The sequence below is a fragment of the Sphingopyxis sp. OAS728 genome, assembly GCF_014873485.1.
Taxonomy (GTDB): Bacteria; Pseudomonadota; Alphaproteobacteria; order Sphingomonadales; family Sphingomonadaceae; genus Sphingopyxis.
The window spans coordinates 2,153,454-2,171,338 of the sequence record NZ_JADBDT010000001.1 but is presented as its reverse complement, the minus strand read 5'-3'; the positions used below and the strand labels follow the sequence as shown (position 1 = coordinate 2,171,338).

The window sequence follows — 17,885 nt, the reverse complement described above, 5'->3', positions numbered from 1 at the left end:
CACCCCTTTTTCCACGATAATCCCGCGAACCGATCGCGTGACCATCAAGGATGTCACCGACCAACCCCCCGTTGCAGGACTGCCGGAACATTAACCACGAAACTAATGAAGGGAAAAGGTTAATTTTGATTTAACCCGCAGAAGTCCGCGAGTCGCGGCCATTTTGCAACAGTGGTTCAGGCCGTTTTGCGGTCATGGTGAAGCGTCACATAGCGGTCATGTGCCCCGGTACAGGACATCTTCAGCGTGTCGACGAGATGGTCCGAGAGCGCGCGCACGCGTGCGGGGCGGAGGCGTGACGGCGGCGAGAGAAGGTGCAGGTGCGACTGCGGGAGCGACCAGTCGGTCAGGATCGGGACGACCGCGCCCGACGCCAGCGCCTCGGCGGCGATGAAGTCGGGCAGCGCGGCGATTCCCACGCCGGCAACCACCAGCGGCACCGCCACGTCGCCATTGTTGGCAAACAGCGGCCCGGTCGGCAGCACGGTCGCCTCCTCGCCCTTGCGATGGAAGTGCAGCGGCATCGCGCGCTGCCGGTGACCGTATCCGATCAGCCGGTGGCCCGCGAGTTCGAGCGGATGTTTCGGCGTGCCATGCTTCTCCAGATAGCCGGGGCTGGCGATCACCGACGCCGCGACCGGGGCGATCGTGCGCGCGAGTAGGCTCGAATCGGCGAGCGGCGCGATGCGCAGCGTCAGGTCGATCCCCTCGGCGACCGGGTCGTGGCGTGCATCGCTCAGCAGCACCTCGATCTCGACCGCCGGATGCTGTTCGAGGAACGCGGCGAGCGGCGGGCCGAGCACCTTGATCCCGAAGCTCATCGGCGCCGCGAGGCGGATCGGGCCCGCGAGGTCGATGCGGTCGCCGCGCGCCGCTTCGGTCGCCGCGGTCGCCGCCACCACCATCGCGCGCGCCTCGTCAAGTAGCCCCGCGCCCGCGGTCGACACCGCGACGACGCGCGAGCTCCTGTGCAGCAGGGTGATGCCGAGCGACGCCTCGAGCCGCGTCACCGCCTTCGACACGCTTGCCTTCGATAGGCCGAGCGAAGCCGCCGCGGCGGTAAAGCTGCCGCCGTCGGCGACAGCCACAAAACAGGCCCAGCCTTCATAGTCGGGAAGTGCCACGCAATAGCTCCTGATTGGAAACGATGGTTTTCCATCTATGCTATTTTCGAAACGATCCCAATGACTATTTTGTCCTCAACAGATGAACGCCGCCGGGCACTGAAAAATGCCGGGGCGGTGACAAGGATAAGGACAAGGCCAATGATCGATATCCGCAAATTCGACACGCTGGGCCACGCCAACCACGGCTGGCTCGACGCCCGTCATCACTTTTCGTTCGCCAATTATCACGATCCGAAGCGGATGGGCTGGGGCGCGCTGCGCGTCTGGAACGATGATGCCATCGCGGCGCAGTCGGGTTTCCCCCCGCACCCGCACCGCGACATGGAAATCATCACCTATGTCCGCACCGGCGCGATCACGCACCGCGACTCCATGGGCAACAGCGGCCGCACCGCAGCGGGCGATGTCCAGGTCATGAGCGCCGGCACCGGCGTGACGCACAGCGAGTTCAACCTCGAGGATGAGGAAACGACGCTGTTCCAGATCTGGATCATGCCCGACCGTGATGGCGGCAATCCCGGCTGGGGCGCGCGCCAATTCCCCAAGGCCGACCGGTCGGGACAGTTTGTGACGCTCGCCAGCGGCATCGAGGGCGACGAAGCCCTGCCGATCCGTGCCAATGCCCGTGTCGCCGCAGCAACGGTGAACGCCGGGACAAGCGTCTCTTACGACCTCGAAGCCGGGCGCCACGCCTATCTGGTCGCCGCCAAGGGCCGCATCCGCGTCAATGGCACGGATGCCGACCCCCGCGACGGCATCGCACTCCGCGATGTCGGCACGATCACGGTCGAAGCGCTCGACGACGCCGAACTGGTGCTCGTGGACAGCCTCTGACGAAGCCCCCCGGGTCGCCGCCAAACCCCTCCCTCGGCGGCGATCCACCCTGTGCCGCGAGTTTCCCCCGGAACTCGCGGCACCCCTCCCTCCCAGTGCAATCCAAGGAGCAGCAAGATGAGCCATATTCTCCGCATCGATTCGAGTGCCCGCCATGCCGGTTCGACGAGCCGCCAGCTGACCGACCAGCTCGTGACCCGTCTGGTCGAACAGGGCTATGGGGCCGCCGTTACCCACCGCGACCTCGCCAACACCCCGCCGGCATTGCTGACCGAAAACTGGGTCGGCGCCAATTTCACCGACGATGCCGACCGTTCGGACGACCAGAAAGCCGCGCTCGCCGCATCGGACGAGATGATCGCCGAACTCGAAGCCGCCGACACGATCGTCATCGGCGTGCCCATCTATAATTTCAGCATTCCCGCTGCGCTGAAGGCGTGGATCGACCTCATCGCACGCGCCCGCAAGACCTTCCGCTATACCGAAGCCGGCCCCGAAGGCCTGCTAAAGGGCAAGAAGGCCTATCTCGTCGTCACCTCGGGCGGTGTCCCCGTCGGCAGCGACTATGATTTCGCCACCGGCTATCTGCGCCACGTGCTCGGCTTCGTCGGCATCACCGATGTCCACATCATCGCCGCCGACCAGCAGATGATGAACGGCGAAGCGATCAACCAGGCGACCACCGCAATCGACGGTCTGAAGCAGGCCGCCTGATCTCCCTGCCGCCGCCGCGCCTTCCTCCCGCGGCGGCGGCTTCATTTGAACGAAAGGACTGGATGATGGCCAAGGTACTGGTGCTTTATTATTCGAGCTATGGGCATGTCGAACAGATGGCCGACGCCGTCGCCGAGGGCGCGCGCGCCGCGGGCGCCGAGGTCGACATCCGCCGCGTTGCGGAAACCGCCCCCGCCGCGGTCGTTCAGGCCGCGGGCTTCAAGACCGACACCGCGCACCCGCTGCTGAGCGACCCCAATGAACTCGCCGATTACGACGCGATCGTCGTCGGCACGCCGACGCGCTTCGGCCGCATGTCGAGCCAGATGGCGAGCTTCTGGGACACCGCCGGCGGCGTCTGGGCGCAGGGCAAGCTGAATGGCAAGGTCGGTGCGGCCTTCACCTCGACCGGGTCGCAGCATGGCGGTCAGGAAACGACGCTCTTTTCGGTCCTCACCAACCTCATCCACTTCGGCATGACGATCGTCGGGCTCGATTATGGCTTTGCCGGCCAGATGGGTGTCGAAGAAGTGAAGGGCGGCGCACCCTATGGCGCGACGACGATCGCCGGTGCCGACGGATCGCGCCAGCCGGGCGAGGCCGACCTCGCCGGTGCCCGCTATCTCGGCGACCGCGTGGCACGCACCGCCGCCAAGCTGATCGCCTGAACCGATGCGCCGTCTCCCGAGCCTTTTCCTTTCGCATGGCTCGCCGATGATGGCGCTCGAGCCCAGCCCGGCGCGGACTTTCCTCGCCGGGCTGGGTAGCCAATTGCCGCGTCCGCGCGCGATCCTCGTCGTGTCGGCGCATCACGATGCCGCGTATCAGGGCGGCCGTGCGACCGTCACCGCATCGCCCGCGCCACCTACGATCCACGACTTTGGTGGCTTTCCCGACGAGCTTTTCGCGATGCGCTATCCGGCGCCGGGCGATCCGGCGTTGGCGGAGCGCGTCGTCGAATTGCTCGCGGGACATGGCCTCTCCGTCACCGCCGATCCCGAGCGCGGCCTCGACCATGGCGCATGGGTGCCACTGTCGCTCGTATACCCCGAGGCGGACATCCCGGTGGTCCAGCTCTCGATTGCGTCGAACGCTTCGCCCGAATGGCATTATGCGCTCGGACAGGCGCTTGTGCCTTTGCGCGACGACGGCGTGTTGATTGTCGGATCGGGCAGCATCACGCACAACCTCCGGGCGCTCTTCTCGGCGCGCCTGCCGATCGACGCCCCGGCGCCGGCATGGGTCACCGACTTCACCGACTGGGTCGCCGACCGCATGGCGGCCGGCGTGGTCGACGACGTGCTCCACAGCGTCGAACGCGCGCCGCACGGCGCCGACAACCATCCGACGCCCGACCATATATTGCCGCTGTTCGTCGCGATGGGAGCAGGCGGGACCGCCCTCCATGCCGAACGCCTGCACCACAGCGTCACCTATGGGCTGCTCGCGATGGATGTTTACGCTTTCGACTAAGGGGCAGGCCGCCTATAGCGCGCCATGCTCCTTTCAGACCGCATCCTTTTCCTCGATGGCGAAGCCCTCGTCATCGACAAACCGGCGGGGCTTCCCGTCGACGCGCCGCGCGACGGCAGCCTCAGCCTTGAAAACCATCTCGATTCCTTGCGCTTCGGTTTCAAGCGCTGGCCGCTCGCCGTCCATCGGCTCGACCGCGACACCTCGGGCTGCCTGCTGCTTGCGCGCAATCCCAAGGCGCATGGCCGCTTCACGCGCGCCTTCGAAGGCCGTGAGGTCGAAAAGCAATATCTCGCGATCGTCGACGGCGTGCCCGAGGGCGACAGCGGCACGATCGATATCGCGCTCGCCAAGGTCTCGACTGCCGAAGAGGGCTGGCGCATGGTTGGCGACCCGAAAGGCAAGCCGTCGGTCTCGCATTGGGAAAAACTCGCCGTCGTCGGCGACCGCAGCCTGCTGCGCTTCCGCCCCGAAACCGGCCGCACCCACCAGCTGCGCGTCCACGCGCTCGAAGGGCTCGGTTTTCCGCTCGTCGGCGATCCCGTTTACGGACGTGGCGGCACGAAAACGCGCACCCTGCTCCACGCCGAACGGCTGGTCGTAAAACGTGACGTCAAGCCGTCAATAATTGCCGAGGCACCGTTCCCCGACAGCTTTATCGCGCTGGGCTTCGCGGCGCCGGAGGGAGCGGAGCCGACGCGTGGCTGAGATCCCCGAAAGTGCGATCAGCGAGAAGTTCCTCGCTGGGTCGGGTCCGGGGGGCCAGAATGTCAACAAGGTCGCGACCGCGTGCCAGCTGCGCGTCGACGTTTTTGCACTGGGGCTCGCGCCCGATGCCTATCGGCGGCTGAAGGCACTTGCGGGAAGCAAGATGACCGCCGCGGGCGAACTCGTCATCCTCGCACGCAGTTTCCGCACGCAGGAAGCCAATCGCGCCGACGCGCGTGCGCGGCTGAACGAACTGGTCGACGCCGCGCTCGTCCGTCCCGAACGGCGGATCAAGACCAAGCCCAGCAAGGCGGCCAAGGCGAAGCGCGTCGATACCAAGAAGGCGCGGAGTTCGGTCAAGGCCGGCCGCGGCCGCGTGCGCGTCGACTAAGCATGCAGCTCTACCGGCTCGATGCCGCCGCCGCGCAGATTTCGGACGTTTTCGGCGTCGATGCGGGCGATGACCCCTGGACGGGCGACTATGTCACGCCCGGCCGTCCCGCGCCGGTGATCGCGCCCGACAGCCGCGGCGGACCGCGCCGTTACCTGCGTCCGAAGCTGTGGGGTGTCCCGCCGCCGCCGCAGGGCACACAGCCCGTCGCGACGGTCCGCAACCTGTCGAGCCCCTTCTGGATCGGTACGCTGCGCCATCCCGAATTGCGTTGCCTGGTCCCGGCGACAAGCTTTGCCCTGTGGTCGGGGCCGGCGGGTGCGAAGCGCCAGCGCTGGGCGTCGATTTCGGGCCGGCCGATCTTCGCTTTCGCCGGCATCCAGCGCCAGAATGAGGATTGGCCGGGCTTCGCGCTGCTGACGACCGATCCGAACGGGCTGCTCGAACGCCTCGCCCCCGGCGCGATGCCGCTGATCCTGCATGCAGAGGATCATGAGCGCTGGCTGACCGCCGAATGGCGCGACGCGGTGCAACTCGTCACGCCCTTCCCCAGCCACTTGATGACGGTCGGTGACCGGCCGCCAGTATAAGAGAATTTCACCATATTCCTTCACTTTGAGGTAACCAACGGCGGCGTAAAAGCGGCGAATCAAAACTACGCTGGGACCAAAGCAGTGTTGGGAAATCGCACCATCGGGGTCAAAAAGGCGCCCACGCCAGCGCGCCGCGCCGAGCGCACGTCGATCGACGGGCGCGCCCGTTTTCGTGAAGCAGGTTCAAACCCGTTCGACGCCGAGCTGTTCGACCTGTCGGCGAACGGATTCCGTATGTTCACCTTTTCGCGCCAGGCGATCGGCAAGCATATCTGGGTAAACCTGCCCGGGCTGCAACCGATGGAGGCCGTGGTGCGCCGGCAGGACGGCAATAATTACGGCTGCGAATTCACCAATCCGCTGCATCCCTCGGTCGCCGACCATTTGCGGGCGAAGCTGGCGAAATAAACGCCCGCATTACGCGCTGGCTCAGCCCTCGGGCTTCTCCGACTTCTTCAGGATATGCTTCCACTCGGCGGGCGTCACGCGCCCGACCGACAGCCGCGACTGGCGGATCAGGTCCATGTCGGCCAGCGCCGGGTCGGCCTTGATCGCCGCGAGCGTCACCGGATGCTTCAGCGCGCGCACCGGCGAGACCCGAACGATGACCCAGGGCGAGCCCTCTTCGGCGGTCGGATCGGGCGAGGCGGTTTCGGTTACGCGCATGATCCCCACGCATTCCTTGCCAATATTGCTGTGATAAAAGAGCGCCTCGTCGCCGACTTTCATCGCCATCAGGTTCAGTTTCGCGGTGTGATTGCGCACCCCGTCCCACATCCCAGTGCCTTCCCGCACGAGTTGCTCCCACGGATAGGCGTCGGGTTCGGATTTCATCAGCCAATATTGCTTTGCCATGGCGGCGGGCTTAGCCGAGCGGCGCGCGGGACGAAACCGCCTTTTTCCCTTTAATCGCGGGCGGGCAGCGCCTAAATCGCGACTCATGACGCGCCCCGACGGGCGCCGCCCCTTATCAAATGGACTTATCTTTCATGACCGCTGCCGTTCCCGTCATTTCCATGTCGCTCCCCGCCGACCAGTTCGCAAAGGATTTCGGGGCGTCGTTCGAACGCTTCGGCTTCGCGATGATCACCGATCATGGCATCGACCCCGCGCTGATCGACGAAGCCTGGACCAAGGCGAAGGCCTTTTTCGCGCTGCCCGAGGAAACCAAGCGCGCCTATCATATCGCCGGCGGCGGCGGCGCGCGCGGCTACACCCCGTTCGGGACCGAGATTGCCAAGGGCGCGAAGGAAGTCGACCTCAAGGAATTCTGGCACGTCGGCCGCGACCTGCCCGCGGGCCACCGCCTCGCCGCGCAGCAGCCGAACAATGTCTGGCCTACCGAGGTCGACGGCTTTCGCACCGCCTACGACAAGCTCTTCGCCGAATTCGACCGCGTCGGCGGTCGGCTCCTGTCGGGCATCGCGCGCTACCTCGGCCTCGCGCCCGATTTCTTCGACGACACCGTCGCCGACGGCAACAGCGTGATGCGCCTGCTCCATTATCCGCCAGTCGAAGCGCCCGCCAAGGGCATCCGCGCCGAGGCGCATGAGGATATCAACACGATCACCTTGCTGCTCGGCGCCGAAGAGGCCGGGCTCGAAATTCTCGACAAGGACGGCAGCTGGCTTCCCGTCTCGCCGCCGCCGGGGGCGATGGCGGTCAATGTCGGCGACATGCTGCAGCGGCTTACCAACAACAAGCTGCCCTCGACCACCCACCGCGTCCGCAATCCCGACGCGGGCCGCGCCAGCGTTGCGCGCTACTCGATGCCCTTCTTCCTGCACTTCCGCTCGGACTATCCGATCGAAACGCTCGAAAGCTGCGTCGACGCCTCGCACCCGAACCTCTATCCGACGCCGATCACCGCCGACGAATATCTGCAGGAGCGGCTGCGCGAGATCGGGCTGAAGAAGTAAATGCGTCGGGCCGGCGGTCTGCTCGCGTTCTTCGCGAGCCTCGCTTCGCTGCAAGCAGCCATGGCCGCGCCGAAGCCGCCGAGCCTGCCATGGAGCGCGCCCGCTACAACCGAAGTCGTGACAGAGAGCAGCCGCTTCAAAAGCGGCGATGCCGAGCTGTCGGGGACGCTTTATTTGCCGCGCAGCGGCAAACCGGTCGCCGCGATCGTCGTGACGCACAGCGCGTCGTCGCCGCTGCGCGGGGCGTCGCTCTACGATCATCTGAAGACGATCCTGCCCGCGCTGGGCATCGCGGTCTTTGCCTATGACCGGCGTGGATCGGGTGAGTCGGGTTCGGAAACCGCTGGCGGCAATTTCACGATCCTCGCCGATGATGCGATCGCCGCGGTGAAGCATCTCAAAGCCGATCCGCGCATCGATCCGCGCCGCATCGGGACATGGGGGCTGAGCCAGGGCGGCTGGATTTCGCCGCTCGCCGCGTCGCGAAGCCCCGATATCGCCTTCGTCATCGCGGTGTCGGCGCCGGTCGTCACCGCCGACGTCCAGATGATCTTTTCCTCGACGAACCACCTCAAGGCCAATGGCTATTCGCAGGCCGACATCGACCAGATGGTGGCGGCGCGGAAGGCCGTCGACGGCTATATGCGCGGCACCGTGACCCGCGCCGATGCGCAGGCAAAGCTCGACGGGATCAAGACGAAGCCGTGGTTCAAATATCTCTATATGGGCGAAACCTTCCGCGACCGCGAAGTCTCCGGCTGGCGCAAGGAGATCGAGAATGATCCGCTGAAGAATCTCGAAGCGGTCACGGTCCCGACGCTCGTCCTCTACGGCGCCGACGACGCGGTGGTGCCCGTCGCCGATTCGGCACAGCGGCTGAAGAGCATTGCGTCGCGAATGCCGAAGATGCAGGTGCATGTGATCGCCGGCGCGGATCATGCGATGGAAATGTCGGCCGACCTCAAAACGACGCTCGATCCCAAGAATGACGGCACCGAAAGTCCGGATTCGCCGGAGTATTTCGCGCTTTTGGCGAGCTGGCTTGCTGCGCAGGGGCTCGTGGGAAACTGACGGTCCCGACTCCGTCGGCTGCTGCCTATCTTTCTGCCCAATAGTCGAATGCCAGCTGCTGCTGTCCCCGAATAAACCGTGCGGCCGCCGGCCCTTCCCACGGACCGTCGTAGCCGAGCAGCAGCGCCGTCCCGCCGACCCACCAGCCTTGCCCCGGCAGGCGGTCGCTTTCGCGCACGAGCAGCACCGCAAGATCGGGCTCGCCGTCCATCGCGCAAAGCCGGTCGACCTCCTCGAGTGTCCGGCACACCGCGCGCATCTTGGGCCGCGTGAAGCGAAAGCCCAGATCGCCGAGCAACTCGGAATAGCTGACGCTGCGCCCCTCGCGCGCCGCTGCAGTCAAGATTGCGCGGATACGCGGCGCGTCGCCGAGCGCGCTGACGTCGGCGGCGGTCGCCTCCGCGCCTATGCCTTGGTCTTTGGCGGCCATGGAATGAATCCGGACGTGCGCGCGATATAGTCGGCATAGTCGGGCCGCGACTTGCGCAGCCCTTTTTCGAGCAGGGCCTTGCCCGACCACCGGGTGAGGGTGAAGGTCAGGAAGATCGGCCCGATTATGCTCGCGAGCGCGGGCGCCCAGCCGAGGTCGGCGACAACGAGCCAGATTCCCCACCACGCCAGCGCGTCGCCGAAATAATTGGGATGGCGCGTGTAGCGCCACAGGCCGGTGTCGAGCACCTTGCCCTTGTTCGCCGGGTTTTTGCGAAAGGCGTCGAGCTGCGCGTCGCCGATGCTCTCGAACGCAATGCCGATGAGCGCCGCCACTGCACCGATCCATCCGAGCGCGCCGACGCTGCCGTCCGGAGCCGTGGCGCTCGCCCAGATGCCGATCTGCGCAGGCAGGCAGGTGACGAAGAGCAGCGGTGCCTGCGTCAGGAATACCATGACCAGCGCGGTCTGCGCCCAGCTCCACTTCCGCTTCTCCATCGAACCCGCCAGGATCTTCTTGTAGCGCGGATCTTCGCCATGCGTCGCCCAGCGGATCGTCAGATGGATCGCGAGCCGCAGCCCCCATAATGAGGTAAGTCCGAGCAGCAGCTTGGCGTGCGCCCCTTCCGCGCCGACCTGCCACCATGTGCCCCATGCCAGCAGCACCATGCCGAACGCCCAGAAGGCGTCAATGAACGACACGTCGCGGATCAATGTCGCAATGCCCCACATCAACAGGATCATGGCGAGCAACCCGCCGAAGTTGATCGCAAGCAGCAAAAGGGCATCACTCATGCGCGCATGTCCGGTACCTCATCGACGCCGACGATATCATCGATCGAGCGCGCCTGGCGCTCGGGGAATCGAGCGCTATGGTTCCTATATATCTCAAAAACCTTCAACATGTCGGCGCGAAAGTCGCCCGTCGGCCAGATGAGTGGCCCGAGGCCGCCGGTCTTGGTGCCATAGTCCATGAAGCCGACGACGAGCGGTACCTTTGCCGCCATGGCGATCTGGTAAAAGCCGGTGCGCCACTTCGCCGCCTTGCCGCGGGTTCCCTCGGGGGCGACGGTGAGCATGAATTCGGCGCGCCGCGCAAATTCGTCGACCATCTGTTGCACGACATTGCCGCCACCGCGGCGATCGACCGGGACGCCCCCCATCTGGCGGATAAAGCCGCCGATCGGCCAGCGGAACAAGGACAGTTTCGCCATGAAAAAGGGCCGGATTTTAAGATCTGCGGTCAGGCCGAGGAAGTTGACGAAATCCCAGTTGCTCGTGTGCGGCGCCGCGATCAGGACGAAGCGTCGTGGTTCGGGCACCTCACCCACCGCTTTCCATCCGCGCATCCGGTACAGCAACAGAAGCAGGCGGCGCACCGCGCGCGCTACCAGCCCCGGCGGGTCGTCATGCATATTCGTCACGCTTGGTCCTCTCCCTCGGGCCGGATTGCGCGAAAGCCCTTCGCCGCGCAAGGGGGCGCGCATCGCGGGCTTGCGGCCGCCCGGTCTTTCTGCTCCCTTCCTCCACGAAACAGGGGAGAAAATAATGAAGTCGCTGTCCGCCCTGCTGGCGTCCGCCATGCTGTTTGCCGCGCCCGCAATCGCCGCCGAGGCGCAGCCGCGCCCCGACCAGCTCGCGTTCCGCGATCTTTACAAGGAGCTGGTCGAAACCAACACCACCTTGTCGTCGGGTAGCTGCACGCTCGCCGCCGAACGCATGGCGACGCGGCTGAAGGCGGCGGGCATCCCCGAAAGCCAACTGACTTTGTTTGCGACCCCCGAAAATCCGAAAGAAGGCGGCCTTGTCGCCGTTTATCCGGGCACCAGCAAGACCGCGAAGCCGATCCTGCTCGTCGCGCATATCGACGTCGTCGAGGCGAAGCGCGCCGACTGGGAACGCGACCCGTTCGTGATGGTCGAGGAGAATGGCTATTTCTATGGCCGCGGCACCGCCGACGATAAGGCGCAGGCGGCGGTGTGGGTCGACACGCTGATCCGCTTCCAGAAGGCCGGCTATAAACCCAAGCGGACGGTCAAGGTCGCGCTGACCTGCGGCGAGGAAACCAATGGCGCGTTCAACGGCGTCGAATGGCTCGCCGCGAACAAGCGCGAGCTGATCGACGCCGAATTCGCGCTCAACGAAGGCGGCGGCGGCGACAGCGACGGAAAGGGCAAGGTGCTCGGCCAGTCGGTGCAGGTCGGCGAAAAGACCTTCGCCAATTTCCGCCTCGAAACGCGCAACCCCGGCGGCCACAGCTCGGCGCCGGTGCCCGACAATGCCATCTATGAACTCGCCCGCGCGCTGACAAAGGTCGACGATTACGATTTCCCGGTCGAGATGACCGACACAACGCGGCGCTTCTTTGCCGAGGCCGGCGCCGCGCGCGGCGACGAGACCGGCAAGGCGATGGTCGCGCTTGCCAAAAACCCCGCCGACAAGGCCGCCGAGGCGATCGTCAACAAGGATCCCTTCCTCCACAGCAATTTGCGCACCACCTGCGTCGCGACCTTGCTCGACGGCGGCCACGCCCCCAACGCGTTGCCGCAGCGCGCGGGCGCGAACATCAATTGCCGCATTTTTCCGGGGCACAGCATCGAATCGATCAAGGATGAACTGGCGAAGGTGATCGGCGACCCCGGTGTTGCGATTACCCAATTGCCGCCCAAGCGCCCCGCGCCGCCCGCGCCGCCGCTCGACCCGAAAATCATCGGCCCGATGCAAAAGCTCGTCGATAAATATTGGCCGGGGCTGAAGGTGATCCCGTCGATGGCCAACGGCTATACCGACGCCACCTTCCTCGGCGCCGTCGGTATCCCGACCTATGGCATCCCCGGCATGTGGGGCGACGCCGACGGCAATGGGGCACACGGCCTCAACGAACGCATGGAAGTGCGCTCGGTCTATGTCGGCCGCGACTATATGTTCGACCTGGTGAAGGCCTATGCCGACAAGCCCTGATAGGACTTGGCTTTAGCCGACGAACGCGCGCTCGATCACGAAGTCGCCGGGCGACGCGTTCGACCCTTCCTTGAAGCCCAATTCCTCGAAGCGGGCCTGCAGGTCGCGGATCATCGCCATGCTGCCGCACATCATGATGCGGTCGGTGGCGGGATCGAAGGCGGTCGGCCCGGTCAGCGGGTGGCCGAACAGCGAACCATCGTCGATCAGCGCGTCGATGCGGCCCGTCGTGCGGAACGGCTCGCGCGTCACCGTTGGCAGATAGTGGAACTGCAGCAGCGCCTGATCCTGCACCAGCGGGTCGCCCGCGAGCTGGCTTTCGAGCTCGTCGCGGAAGGCGAGGTCGCTGACCTGCCGCACGCAATGGACGATCACGATCTGGTTGAACCGCTCATAGATATCGGGATCACGCGCGAGGCTGAGGAAGGGCGCAAGGCCGGTGCCCGTGGAGAGCATGAACAGGCGCCGCCCCGGGGTCAGCGCGTCGGCGACGAGCGTGCCGGTCGGCTTGCGGCCGAGATAGACCGGGTCGCCCGGTTGGATCAGCTGGAGGCGCGAGGTCAGCGGGCCGTCGGGCACCTTGATCGACAGGAATTCGAGCTCGTCGGCATAAGCGGGGCTCGCGATCGAGTAAGCGCGGAGCAGCGGACGGCCTTCGCCGGGCAGCCCGATCATCACGAATTCGCCCGAGCGGAAACGGAAGCTCGGCGGGCGGGTGATCGTGAAGCTGAACAGATGTTCGTTCCAGTGGCGCACCGAACGCACCTCCTCGACAGTCAGCGAGGCGGAGGGGGCCAGCTTGGCGGCTTCGGCAATACGGTCACTCATCACTTTGAACTTTCCTGATGTGTCATGGTGCCGGCCGCGAGGGCCGACATATCGAATCCCGCCGCGACCAGCCTGTCGATCGCCGCGCCCATCGCTTTGACGATCGGACCGACGCTGTCTCCCTCGGCCAGCAAGGCCAGTGTCGCGCGGGCATTTGCCACGTCCCCAAGCGAAATATCGCGCCAGAGTCCAAGCAGAATTGCTTCATCCTCTGAAATCTGGAGGCATGGCATCGGCGCGAGCAGCAAGGTTTCGACCGCGTCGCTGCCGATCAGCGCCATCGCGACATGGAAGTCGGGCAGCGCGCCCGCGGCATTTACAGCGACGAAGCCGCGATGCAAGCGTTGTGGCGGACATTGCCCGCGCTCGGCGGCACAAACCCAACCGCGCATCGCCCAGAGCAGGAAGCGTCCGCTGTTGCCAAGGCTCTCCACCGGGCGGTCGATAAAGGCGTACATTGGTGCCCTTTCCAGCGTACGCGGGATGCGGCGCTGGCGAGCTTATATGTTATTGCGAGTCATTTGCAATTCTGAAAATGCACCGAGTGGGATTTGCTATGGCTTGGGGGAGGCAGCAAACGACCGGAAGCTTCCGTACCTTTCATCGTCACCCCGGACTTGATCCGGGGTCCCGCTTGAGATCGAAGGCAATCTGCGCGTCAAAAAGCGGGATCCCGGATCAAGTCCGGGATGACGAAGTGGGAGTGAAGCGATGGCAGCTTCCCACCCCAAAGCCGACGCCCGTCAGCGCTTCACGCCAAAATGTCCGGGCAGGCTTGTGGCGCGCGACAGCCCCGGGCGCCAGGTCGACATTTTCGGGGCCGGGACAATCTGGAATTCGGCCTTGCTGTCCGCGGTGACGAGTTGATCGTTGTGCGCGGCGCGCAGGCGCACCGTTTCGACCTGCTTGTCGGTTTCGATCCCAAAGCGGTTGCCCGCGACCCAACGCACCGTGCCGAGCATCGCTTCATGGCCGGGAAGGAAGACGGTGATCCGCTCGCCGATCTGCAGGGCATGCGGACCCTGGCCGCCGACGCCGGTCAGCGAAACATTGCGGATGGTGACATCGAACTGGCCGAGTCGCTGGCACGCGAGCGCTGCCTTGACCAGGCGCGATTGTCGCGGCTGGCGCTTCTCATCTGGGGCCGGGGAGGCAGGGGAGGCCTCGGGATTCGACATGCGCGACTCAACAACTGCCGCCCGATTCCCACCTCGGACGGTTTATCTGATTGGTCCCGATGCCGGTCCTAAATGAGGAAGGTAAATTTTCGTATAGCGTGTTTGATAATTTTCGCGGGCCATCGGGCCGGATTATGCCGCGATATTTACGCGGGCGGCCGGCCGAAAGCACTGAAACGGCGCAAAAATTATCATATGTTAAAGTCCGCGGAGGCAAGCGCCGTTGCCGGGCCGCCCGGATGGGCCGGCGGCCGGCGCGACACTGACGGGCGCGGCCGGCAGAGGCATTCTTAACCGTTAGCGCGAAACAGCGGGCTGCTCCGCCGATGGCGGGGTTCGCACAAGACTCTGCACGCCGCCGGGATCCGCTCAATAGGCCAGGGCACAGCCGTCGGCACGCATCTCGCTCGCCGCTGCATAGACGCGCGTATCGCCGTCCATGCGGTGTTCGACGCATTGATAGCGCCCGAAACCGCCGTCGGATTCGCCCAGCGTCCACCCGATGTCGGCGAGCTTCCGGCGGCTGGCTTCGGGCACGCCATTTTCGAGCCGCAGCACGCCGGCCGCGCCGAGTCCGGGCGAATCCTCGCCCATCGTTTCGGACGATCCCTCGTGATGCCAGCGCGGTGAGTCGCCCGCCGCCTGGATTTCGAGCCCATAGTCGACGCGGTTGATGACGATCTGCGCCTGTCCCTGCGGCTGCATGTCGCCGCCCATGACGCCGAAGCTCATCCAGGGCACATCGCCCCGCGCCGCGAAGCCCGGGATGATGGTCTGGAAGGGCCGCTTGCCGGGCGCATAGATGTTGGGGTGCCCGTCCTGCAGGCTGAAGAGCTGCCCGCGATCCTGGAACATGAAGCCGAGGCCGTCGGCGACCAGCCCCGACCCCATGCCGCGAAAGTTCGACTGGATCATCGACACCATCATCCCGTCCTTGTCGGCGCAGCTGAAATAGGTGGTGTCGCCGCGGCTCGGCGCCTGCCCCGGATGGACCGGGGTGAGCAGGCGGTCAGGGCGGATCAACTTCGCGCGCTCGGCGGCATACTCCTTCGAGATCAGCCACTCGACGGGCACCTTGGCGAAATGCGGATCGGCGTAATAGCGGGCGCGATCCTCATAGGCGAGGCGCTTCGCTTCGGCCTGCAGATGGATCGACAGCGCCGACTGGAAGCCCGCGCCCTTCAGGTCGAAATTCTCGAGGATGTTGAGCATCTGCAGCGTCGCAATGCCCTGCGTGTTCGCGCCGAGCGCATAGACGTCGGTGCCGCGATAGCCGGTCTTGTGCGGCTCGATCCATTCGGACTTGTGCGCCTTCATATCCTCGTAGCGCAGCCAGCCGCCGATCCGTTTGAAATAGGTGTCGATCGTGCGCGCGATCTCGCCTTCGTAAAAGGCGTCGCGGCCGCCCTCGGCGATCAGGCGGAAGGTGCGCGCGAGGTCGGGGTTGCGGAAAACCTGCCCTGCCGTCGGTCCCTTGCCGTCGGCGAGACCATAGGTGCGCATCGCATTGTCGATTTCCTCGATCCCGCGGCCGGGCTGCCGGAAACCGGCGAGGCTACGGCGGATATAATAAGCGATCATGTCGGGGACGGGCGCCCCGGCCTCGGCGTGCGCGATGACGGGCTCGAACAATTCCTTCCACGGCAGCTTGCCGTAACGCTGGTGCATCGTCCACCAGCCGTCGACCGCGCCCGGCACCGACACGCTGATCGCGCCATAGGCGGGCAGGGTGCCGCCCTTGGCGCGGCTGCGCACCGTCGCGAGATCGAGCGCGCGGGGGCTCTTGCCCGAACCCGCAAGCCCGGCGAGTTTCTTCGCTTTCGGGTCCCAGATCATCGCATAGACGTCGCCGCCGATGCCGTTCGCGGTCGGTTCGAGCAGGCCGAGGCAGGCGTTGATCGCGATCGCGGCATCGACCGCCGACCCGCCGCGCTTCAATATGTCGATCCCGGCCTGCGTCGCGAGGGGGTGCGCGGTCCCTGCGGCGCCGTTCAATCCGTAAGCGGCGGTACGCGACGCGAAGCTGGCGCCGACCGGGCGGTCGCCGCCCTGGACGTCGGGGCGAAGGAAGCGGTCGGCGCCCGCGTCCCAGACGGAGGGCGCAGCGGGAGCGCTCGCCGCTCGCGCGACCCCGACGGCGGGCAGCAAGGCCGCGGCAGGAACGGCGGTCAGAAGTGTACGGCGATGCATGGGCTCGGCTCCCCCTTGGAAAGGGCCGGTTTTGCGGGAAGCGCCGGCGATGGCAAGACCGGAATCGGTATCTGATACGGTAAAGCGGCGCGCGGCGACGGCTCGCGGACGGCGCGCAGCAAAAGGCCCGCCGCGTGCCGGGGCACGGGCGGGCCGATTGTCAGCCGGTCGGGGGCTTAGCCGAGGCCCGAGAAGCGGATGTCGTCGACGCGGCCATAGCGGATGTCGCAGGTGAACTTGCCCTTGTCGTACGATCCGCCGCGACCCCAGCGGCCGCGCCAGCCGTCGTTGACGATCACGCGGCCCTTGACGCGATAGCCGTCGCGCTTGCGGTCGATGCTCGTCACTTCGGTGACGTCGGTGCGGCCATAGCGGCGGCTGCCGCGCTCGACCGCATTGACGCACTGGCTGACCGCGCTGCGGCTGTTGCCATAGCGGCCATAGTCATAGCCATAGCCGTAGCGGGCGTCGTTGTCGTAACGGCCGCGATAGCGATCGTCGTAGCGGCCATCGCGGCCGTAACGATCATAACGGTCGTTGTCGCTGCTCGACAGGATCGCGGCGAGGCCGCCGAGCACGACGGCACCGGCGATGATTTCGCCCGCGCCGATTCCGTCGCCGTCACGATCGCGCGCCATCGCGGGAGTGGCGCCGATCAGCATCGCGCCGGCGGTGGCCGCACCAATCGCGGCCTTGGTCAGGTTGGTCTTGATAGCCATGGTTCGGTCTCCTTAAGCGCAGGCAGCATCGTCGCGGCCTGTTGGAGATGTTTTACCGGAGCGGCCGTGACGCCGTCCTGAACCCGGTGCTTATCTGGCGTTCAGCCTTGGTTTTGCTGGCGTTCATAAAGAAAAGACCCCTCGCCGCAGGGCGAGAGGCCTTTTGCCGGCGACGAAAGGCGTCAGCCGAAATTGACGTCGACGACGCGGCCGTTGCGGTAGCTGCAGCCAAAGCTGCGCACTTCGCCGCCGAGGCGCGAGGCGGTGCCGGTGACGTACCAGCCGCCATTATTGGCCTCGGTCCCCGTGATGCTGTCGACGCGGGCGTCGTCGCCCATCTCGCCCTCGACCGCCCAGCTGCACGCATCGGCGGCGCGCCCTTCGGCTTCGCCGCGACCATAGGCGCCCGGCGTGACGTCGTTCGGCGCATCGGGTTCGTAGCGCGGCACTTCTTGCCGCTCGTCGTCGCGATACGGCGGTTCATAACGATAGTCCGGCGCGCGCTCGCGCTTGGTCTTGCTCGCCGAACTCGCGATCGCGGCGATCGCGCCGATGACGAACAGCCCGCCCAGCACCTCGCCGGTGCTGAGATGGTCGCGGTCGCGATACCCCCAGCCGTGATGGCGGCCACGCGCTTCGGCGGGGACGGCGCCGAGCCCGACCGAAGTGAGGACGATCGCCGCGGCGGTGGTGAAGCCGGTCAGTTTACGCATCGAGGGACACTCCCCTTCGGCGGGCTCAGGATGGTCC

General features: G+C 65.9%; 22 protein-coding genes. 11 read left to right on the top strand and 11 right to left on the bottom strand.

Annotation, left to right across the window (positions count from 1 at the left end; genetic code table 11):
- Positions 1-176: 176 nt before the first annotated feature.
- Complete coding sequence (locus GGC65_RS10095) at positions 177-1,124, bottom strand: LysR family transcriptional regulator (RefSeq protein ID WP_192647031.1); 948 nt, start codon at positions 1,122-1,124, stop codon at positions 177-179.
- A 141-nt stretch (positions 1,125-1,265) separates the two neighbouring features.
- Here GGC65_RS10095 and GGC65_RS10090 point away from each other — a divergent pair, with 141 nt between their 5' ends.
- From GGC65_RS10090 to GGC65_RS10055, 8 genes are all read left to right on the top strand, one after another.
- On the top strand, positions 1,266-1,961 hold the full coding sequence (locus tag GGC65_RS10090) for a pirin family protein (protein WP_192647030.1): 696 nt from the start codon (positions 1,266-1,268) through the stop codon (positions 1,959-1,961).
- A 117-nt stretch (positions 1,962-2,078) separates the two neighbouring features.
- On the top strand, positions 2,079-2,675 hold the full coding sequence (locus GGC65_RS10085; RefSeq protein WP_192647029.1) for an FMN-dependent NADH-azoreductase: 597 nt from the start codon (positions 2,079-2,081) through the stop codon (positions 2,673-2,675).
- 65 nt (positions 2,676-2,740) lie between these two features.
- Complete coding sequence (gene wrbA, locus GGC65_RS10080; protein WP_192647028.1) at positions 2,741-3,343, top strand: NAD(P)H:quinone oxidoreductase; 603 nt, start codon at positions 2,741-2,743, stop codon at positions 3,341-3,343.
- Between the two features lie 4 nt (positions 3,344-3,347).
- A complete protein-coding gene (locus tag GGC65_RS10075) occupies positions 3,348-4,148 on the top strand; it encodes a DODA-type extradiol aromatic ring-opening family dioxygenase (protein WP_192647027.1) in 801 nt (266 codons plus the stop codon).
- 24 nt (positions 4,149-4,172) lie between these two features.
- Entirely contained in the window at positions 4,173-4,856 is a 684-nt protein-coding gene (locus GGC65_RS10070) for an RluA family pseudouridine synthase (RefSeq protein ID WP_192647026.1), read from the top strand.
- A complete protein-coding gene (gene arfB, locus GGC65_RS10065; protein WP_192647025.1) occupies positions 4,849-5,247 on the top strand; it encodes an alternative ribosome rescue aminoacyl-tRNA hydrolase ArfB in 399 nt (132 codons plus the stop codon). Before GGC65_RS10070 ends, arfB begins: the two co-directional genes overlap by 8 nt.
- Positions 5,248-5,249: 2 nt before the next feature.
- Positions 5,250-5,837, top strand: coding sequence for an SOS response-associated peptidase family protein (locus GGC65_RS10060; protein ID WP_192647024.1), 588 nt, complete (start codon positions 5,250-5,252; stop codon positions 5,835-5,837).
- A gap of 84 nt (positions 5,838-5,921) precedes the next feature.
- Positions 5,922-6,248 (top strand): PilZ domain-containing protein, encoded by a 327-nt coding sequence (locus GGC65_RS10055; protein WP_192647023.1) that lies wholly within the window; start codon positions 5,922-5,924, stop codon positions 6,246-6,248.
- Positions 6,249-6,269: 21 nt separating this feature from the next.
- Here GGC65_RS10055 and GGC65_RS10050 read toward each other — a convergent pair whose 3' ends face one another.
- Positions 6,270-6,695, bottom strand: a complete 426-nt coding sequence (locus tag GGC65_RS10050) for an EVE domain-containing protein (RefSeq protein ID WP_192647022.1) — start codon at positions 6,693-6,695, stop codon at positions 6,270-6,272.
- A gap of 134 nt (positions 6,696-6,829) precedes the next feature.
- On the opposite strand from GGC65_RS10050, the gene GGC65_RS10045 reads away from it, so the two are divergent.
- Positions 6,830-7,759 carry an isopenicillin N synthase family dioxygenase gene (locus GGC65_RS10045; RefSeq protein ID WP_192647021.1) on the top strand — a complete coding sequence of 310 codons (930 nt, stop codon included), beginning with the start codon at positions 6,830-6,832 and terminating at the stop codon, positions 7,757-7,759.
- Positions 7,760-8,830, top strand: a complete 1,071-nt coding sequence (locus tag GGC65_RS10040) for an alpha/beta hydrolase family protein (protein WP_192647020.1) — start codon at positions 7,760-7,762, stop codon at positions 8,828-8,830.
- A 25-nt stretch (positions 8,831-8,855) separates the two neighbouring features.
- On the opposite strand, the gene GGC65_RS10035 is transcribed toward GGC65_RS10040, so the two are convergent.
- From GGC65_RS10035 to GGC65_RS10025, 3 genes are read right to left on the bottom strand one after another with little or no spacing between them, the layout of a single operon-like run.
- On the bottom strand, positions 8,856-9,260 hold the full coding sequence (locus GGC65_RS10035; protein WP_192647019.1) for a ribose-phosphate pyrophosphokinase: 405 nt from the start codon (positions 9,258-9,260) through the stop codon (positions 8,856-8,858).
- Positions 9,236-10,054, bottom strand: coding sequence for a DUF1295 domain-containing protein (locus tag GGC65_RS10030; RefSeq protein WP_192647018.1), 819 nt, complete (start codon positions 10,052-10,054; stop codon positions 9,236-9,238). The genes GGC65_RS10035 and GGC65_RS10030 overlap by 25 nt, the downstream gene beginning before the upstream one ends.
- The gene (locus GGC65_RS10025; protein ID WP_225941117.1) at positions 10,051-10,674 is read right to left on the bottom strand and encodes a lysophospholipid acyltransferase family protein; all 624 of its coding nucleotides are present in this window, start codon (positions 10,672-10,674) and stop codon (positions 10,051-10,053) included. Before GGC65_RS10025 ends, GGC65_RS10030 begins: the two co-directional genes overlap by 4 nt.
- A gap of 133 nt (positions 10,675-10,807) precedes the next feature.
- Here GGC65_RS10025 and GGC65_RS10020 point away from each other — a divergent pair, with 133 nt between their 5' ends.
- The gene (locus GGC65_RS10020; RefSeq protein ID WP_192647016.1) at positions 10,808-12,220 is read left to right on the top strand and encodes a M20/M25/M40 family metallo-hydrolase; all 1,413 of its coding nucleotides are present in this window, start codon (positions 10,808-10,810) and stop codon (positions 12,218-12,220) included.
- A 12-nt stretch (positions 12,221-12,232) separates the two neighbouring features.
- Here GGC65_RS10020 and GGC65_RS10015 read toward each other — a convergent pair whose 3' ends face one another.
- The 6 genes from GGC65_RS10015 to GGC65_RS09990 all read right to left on the bottom strand — a co-directional run bounded on the left by GGC65_RS10015 (position 12,233) and on the right by GGC65_RS09990 (position 17,848).
- Positions 12,233-13,048, bottom strand: coding sequence for a ferredoxin--NADP reductase (locus GGC65_RS10015; RefSeq protein ID WP_192647015.1), 816 nt, complete (start codon positions 13,046-13,048; stop codon positions 12,233-12,235).
- Entirely contained in the window at positions 13,048-13,329 is a 282-nt protein-coding gene (locus GGC65_RS10010; protein WP_192647014.1) for a hypothetical protein, read from the bottom strand. Before GGC65_RS10010 ends, GGC65_RS10015 begins: the two co-directional genes overlap by 1 nt.
- 462 nt (positions 13,330-13,791) lie before the next feature.
- The gene (locus GGC65_RS10005; RefSeq protein WP_192647013.1) at positions 13,792-14,226 is read right to left on the bottom strand and encodes a PilZ domain-containing protein; all 435 of its coding nucleotides are present in this window, start codon (positions 14,224-14,226) and stop codon (positions 13,792-13,794) included.
- A 369-nt stretch (positions 14,227-14,595) separates the two neighbouring features.
- Complete coding sequence (locus tag GGC65_RS10000) at positions 14,596-16,416, bottom strand: gamma-glutamyltransferase family protein (protein WP_192647012.1); 1,821 nt, start codon at positions 16,414-16,416, stop codon at positions 14,596-14,598.
- A gap of 176 nt (positions 16,417-16,592) precedes the next feature.
- Complete coding sequence (locus tag GGC65_RS09995) at positions 16,593-17,135, bottom strand: hypothetical protein (RefSeq protein ID WP_192647011.1); 543 nt, start codon at positions 17,133-17,135, stop codon at positions 16,593-16,595.
- A gap of 182 nt (positions 17,136-17,317) precedes the next feature.
- Entirely contained in the window at positions 17,318-17,848 is a 531-nt protein-coding gene (locus tag GGC65_RS09990) for a hypothetical protein (RefSeq protein WP_192647010.1), read from the bottom strand.
- Between the last annotated feature and the right edge of the window lie 37 nt (positions 17,849-17,885).

Bases quoted from the DNA above. Each gene is read 5' to 3' on its own strand.
- GGC65_RS10090 (WP_192647030.1), top strand. From the start codon at position 1,266: ATGATCGATATCCGCAAATTCGACACGCTGGGCCACGCCAACCACGGC.
- GGC65_RS10085 (WP_192647029.1), top strand. From the start codon at position 2,079: ATGAGCCATATTCTCCGCATCGATTCGAGTGCCCGCCATGCCGGTTCG.
- wrbA (WP_192647028.1), top strand. From the start codon at position 2,741: ATGGCCAAGGTACTGGTGCTTTATTATTCGAGCTATGGGCATGTCGAA.
- GGC65_RS10075 (WP_192647027.1), top strand. From the start codon at position 3,348: ATGCGCCGTCTCCCGAGCCTTTTCCTTTCGCATGGCTCGCCGATGATG.
- GGC65_RS10070 (WP_192647026.1), top strand. From the start codon at position 4,173: ATGCTCCTTTCAGACCGCATCCTTTTCCTCGATGGCGAAGCCCTCGTC.
- GGC65_RS10060 (WP_192647024.1), top strand. From the start codon at position 5,250: ATGCAGCTCTACCGGCTCGATGCCGCCGCCGCGCAGATTTCGGACGTT.
- GGC65_RS10050 (WP_192647022.1), bottom strand. From the start codon at position 6,695: ATGGCAAAGCAATATTGGCTGATGAAATCCGAACCCGACGCCTATCCG.
- GGC65_RS10045 (WP_192647021.1), top strand. From the start codon at position 6,830: ATGACCGCTGCCGTTCCCGTCATTTCCATGTCGCTCCCCGCCGACCAG.
- GGC65_RS10040 (WP_192647020.1), top strand. From the start codon at position 7,760: ATGCGTCGGGCCGGCGGTCTGCTCGCGTTCTTCGCGAGCCTCGCTTCG.
- GGC65_RS10035 (WP_192647019.1), bottom strand. From the start codon at position 9,260: ATGGCCGCCAAAGACCAAGGCATAGGCGCGGAGGCGACCGCCGCCGAC.
- GGC65_RS10030 (WP_192647018.1), bottom strand. From the start codon at position 10,054: ATGAGTGATGCCCTTTTGCTGCTTGCGATCAACTTCGGCGGGTTGCTC.
- GGC65_RS10025 (WP_225941117.1), bottom strand. From the start codon at position 10,674: ATGCATGACGACCCGCCGGGGCTGGTAGCGCGCGCGGTGCGCCGCCTG.
- GGC65_RS10020 (WP_192647016.1), top strand. From the start codon at position 10,808: ATGAAGTCGCTGTCCGCCCTGCTGGCGTCCGCCATGCTGTTTGCCGCG.
- GGC65_RS10015 (WP_192647015.1), bottom strand. From the start codon at position 13,048: ATGAGTGACCGTATTGCCGAAGCCGCCAAGCTGGCCCCCTCCGCCTCG.
- GGC65_RS10010 (WP_192647014.1), bottom strand. From the start codon at position 13,329: ATGGCGCTGATCGGCAGCGACGCGGTCGAAACCTTGCTGCTCGCGCCG.
- GGC65_RS10005 (WP_192647013.1), bottom strand. From the start codon at position 14,226: ATGTCGAATCCCGAGGCCTCCCCTGCCTCCCCGGCCCCAGATGAGAAG.
- GGC65_RS10000 (WP_192647012.1), bottom strand. From the start codon at position 16,416: ATGCATCGCCGTACACTTCTGACCGCCGTTCCTGCCGCGGCCTTGCTG.
- GGC65_RS09995 (WP_192647011.1), bottom strand. From the start codon at position 17,135: ATGGCTATCAAGACCAACCTGACCAAGGCCGCGATTGGTGCGGCCACC.
- GGC65_RS09990 (WP_192647010.1), bottom strand. From the start codon at position 17,848: ATGCGTAAACTGACCGGCTTCACCACCGCCGCGGCGATCGTCCTCACT.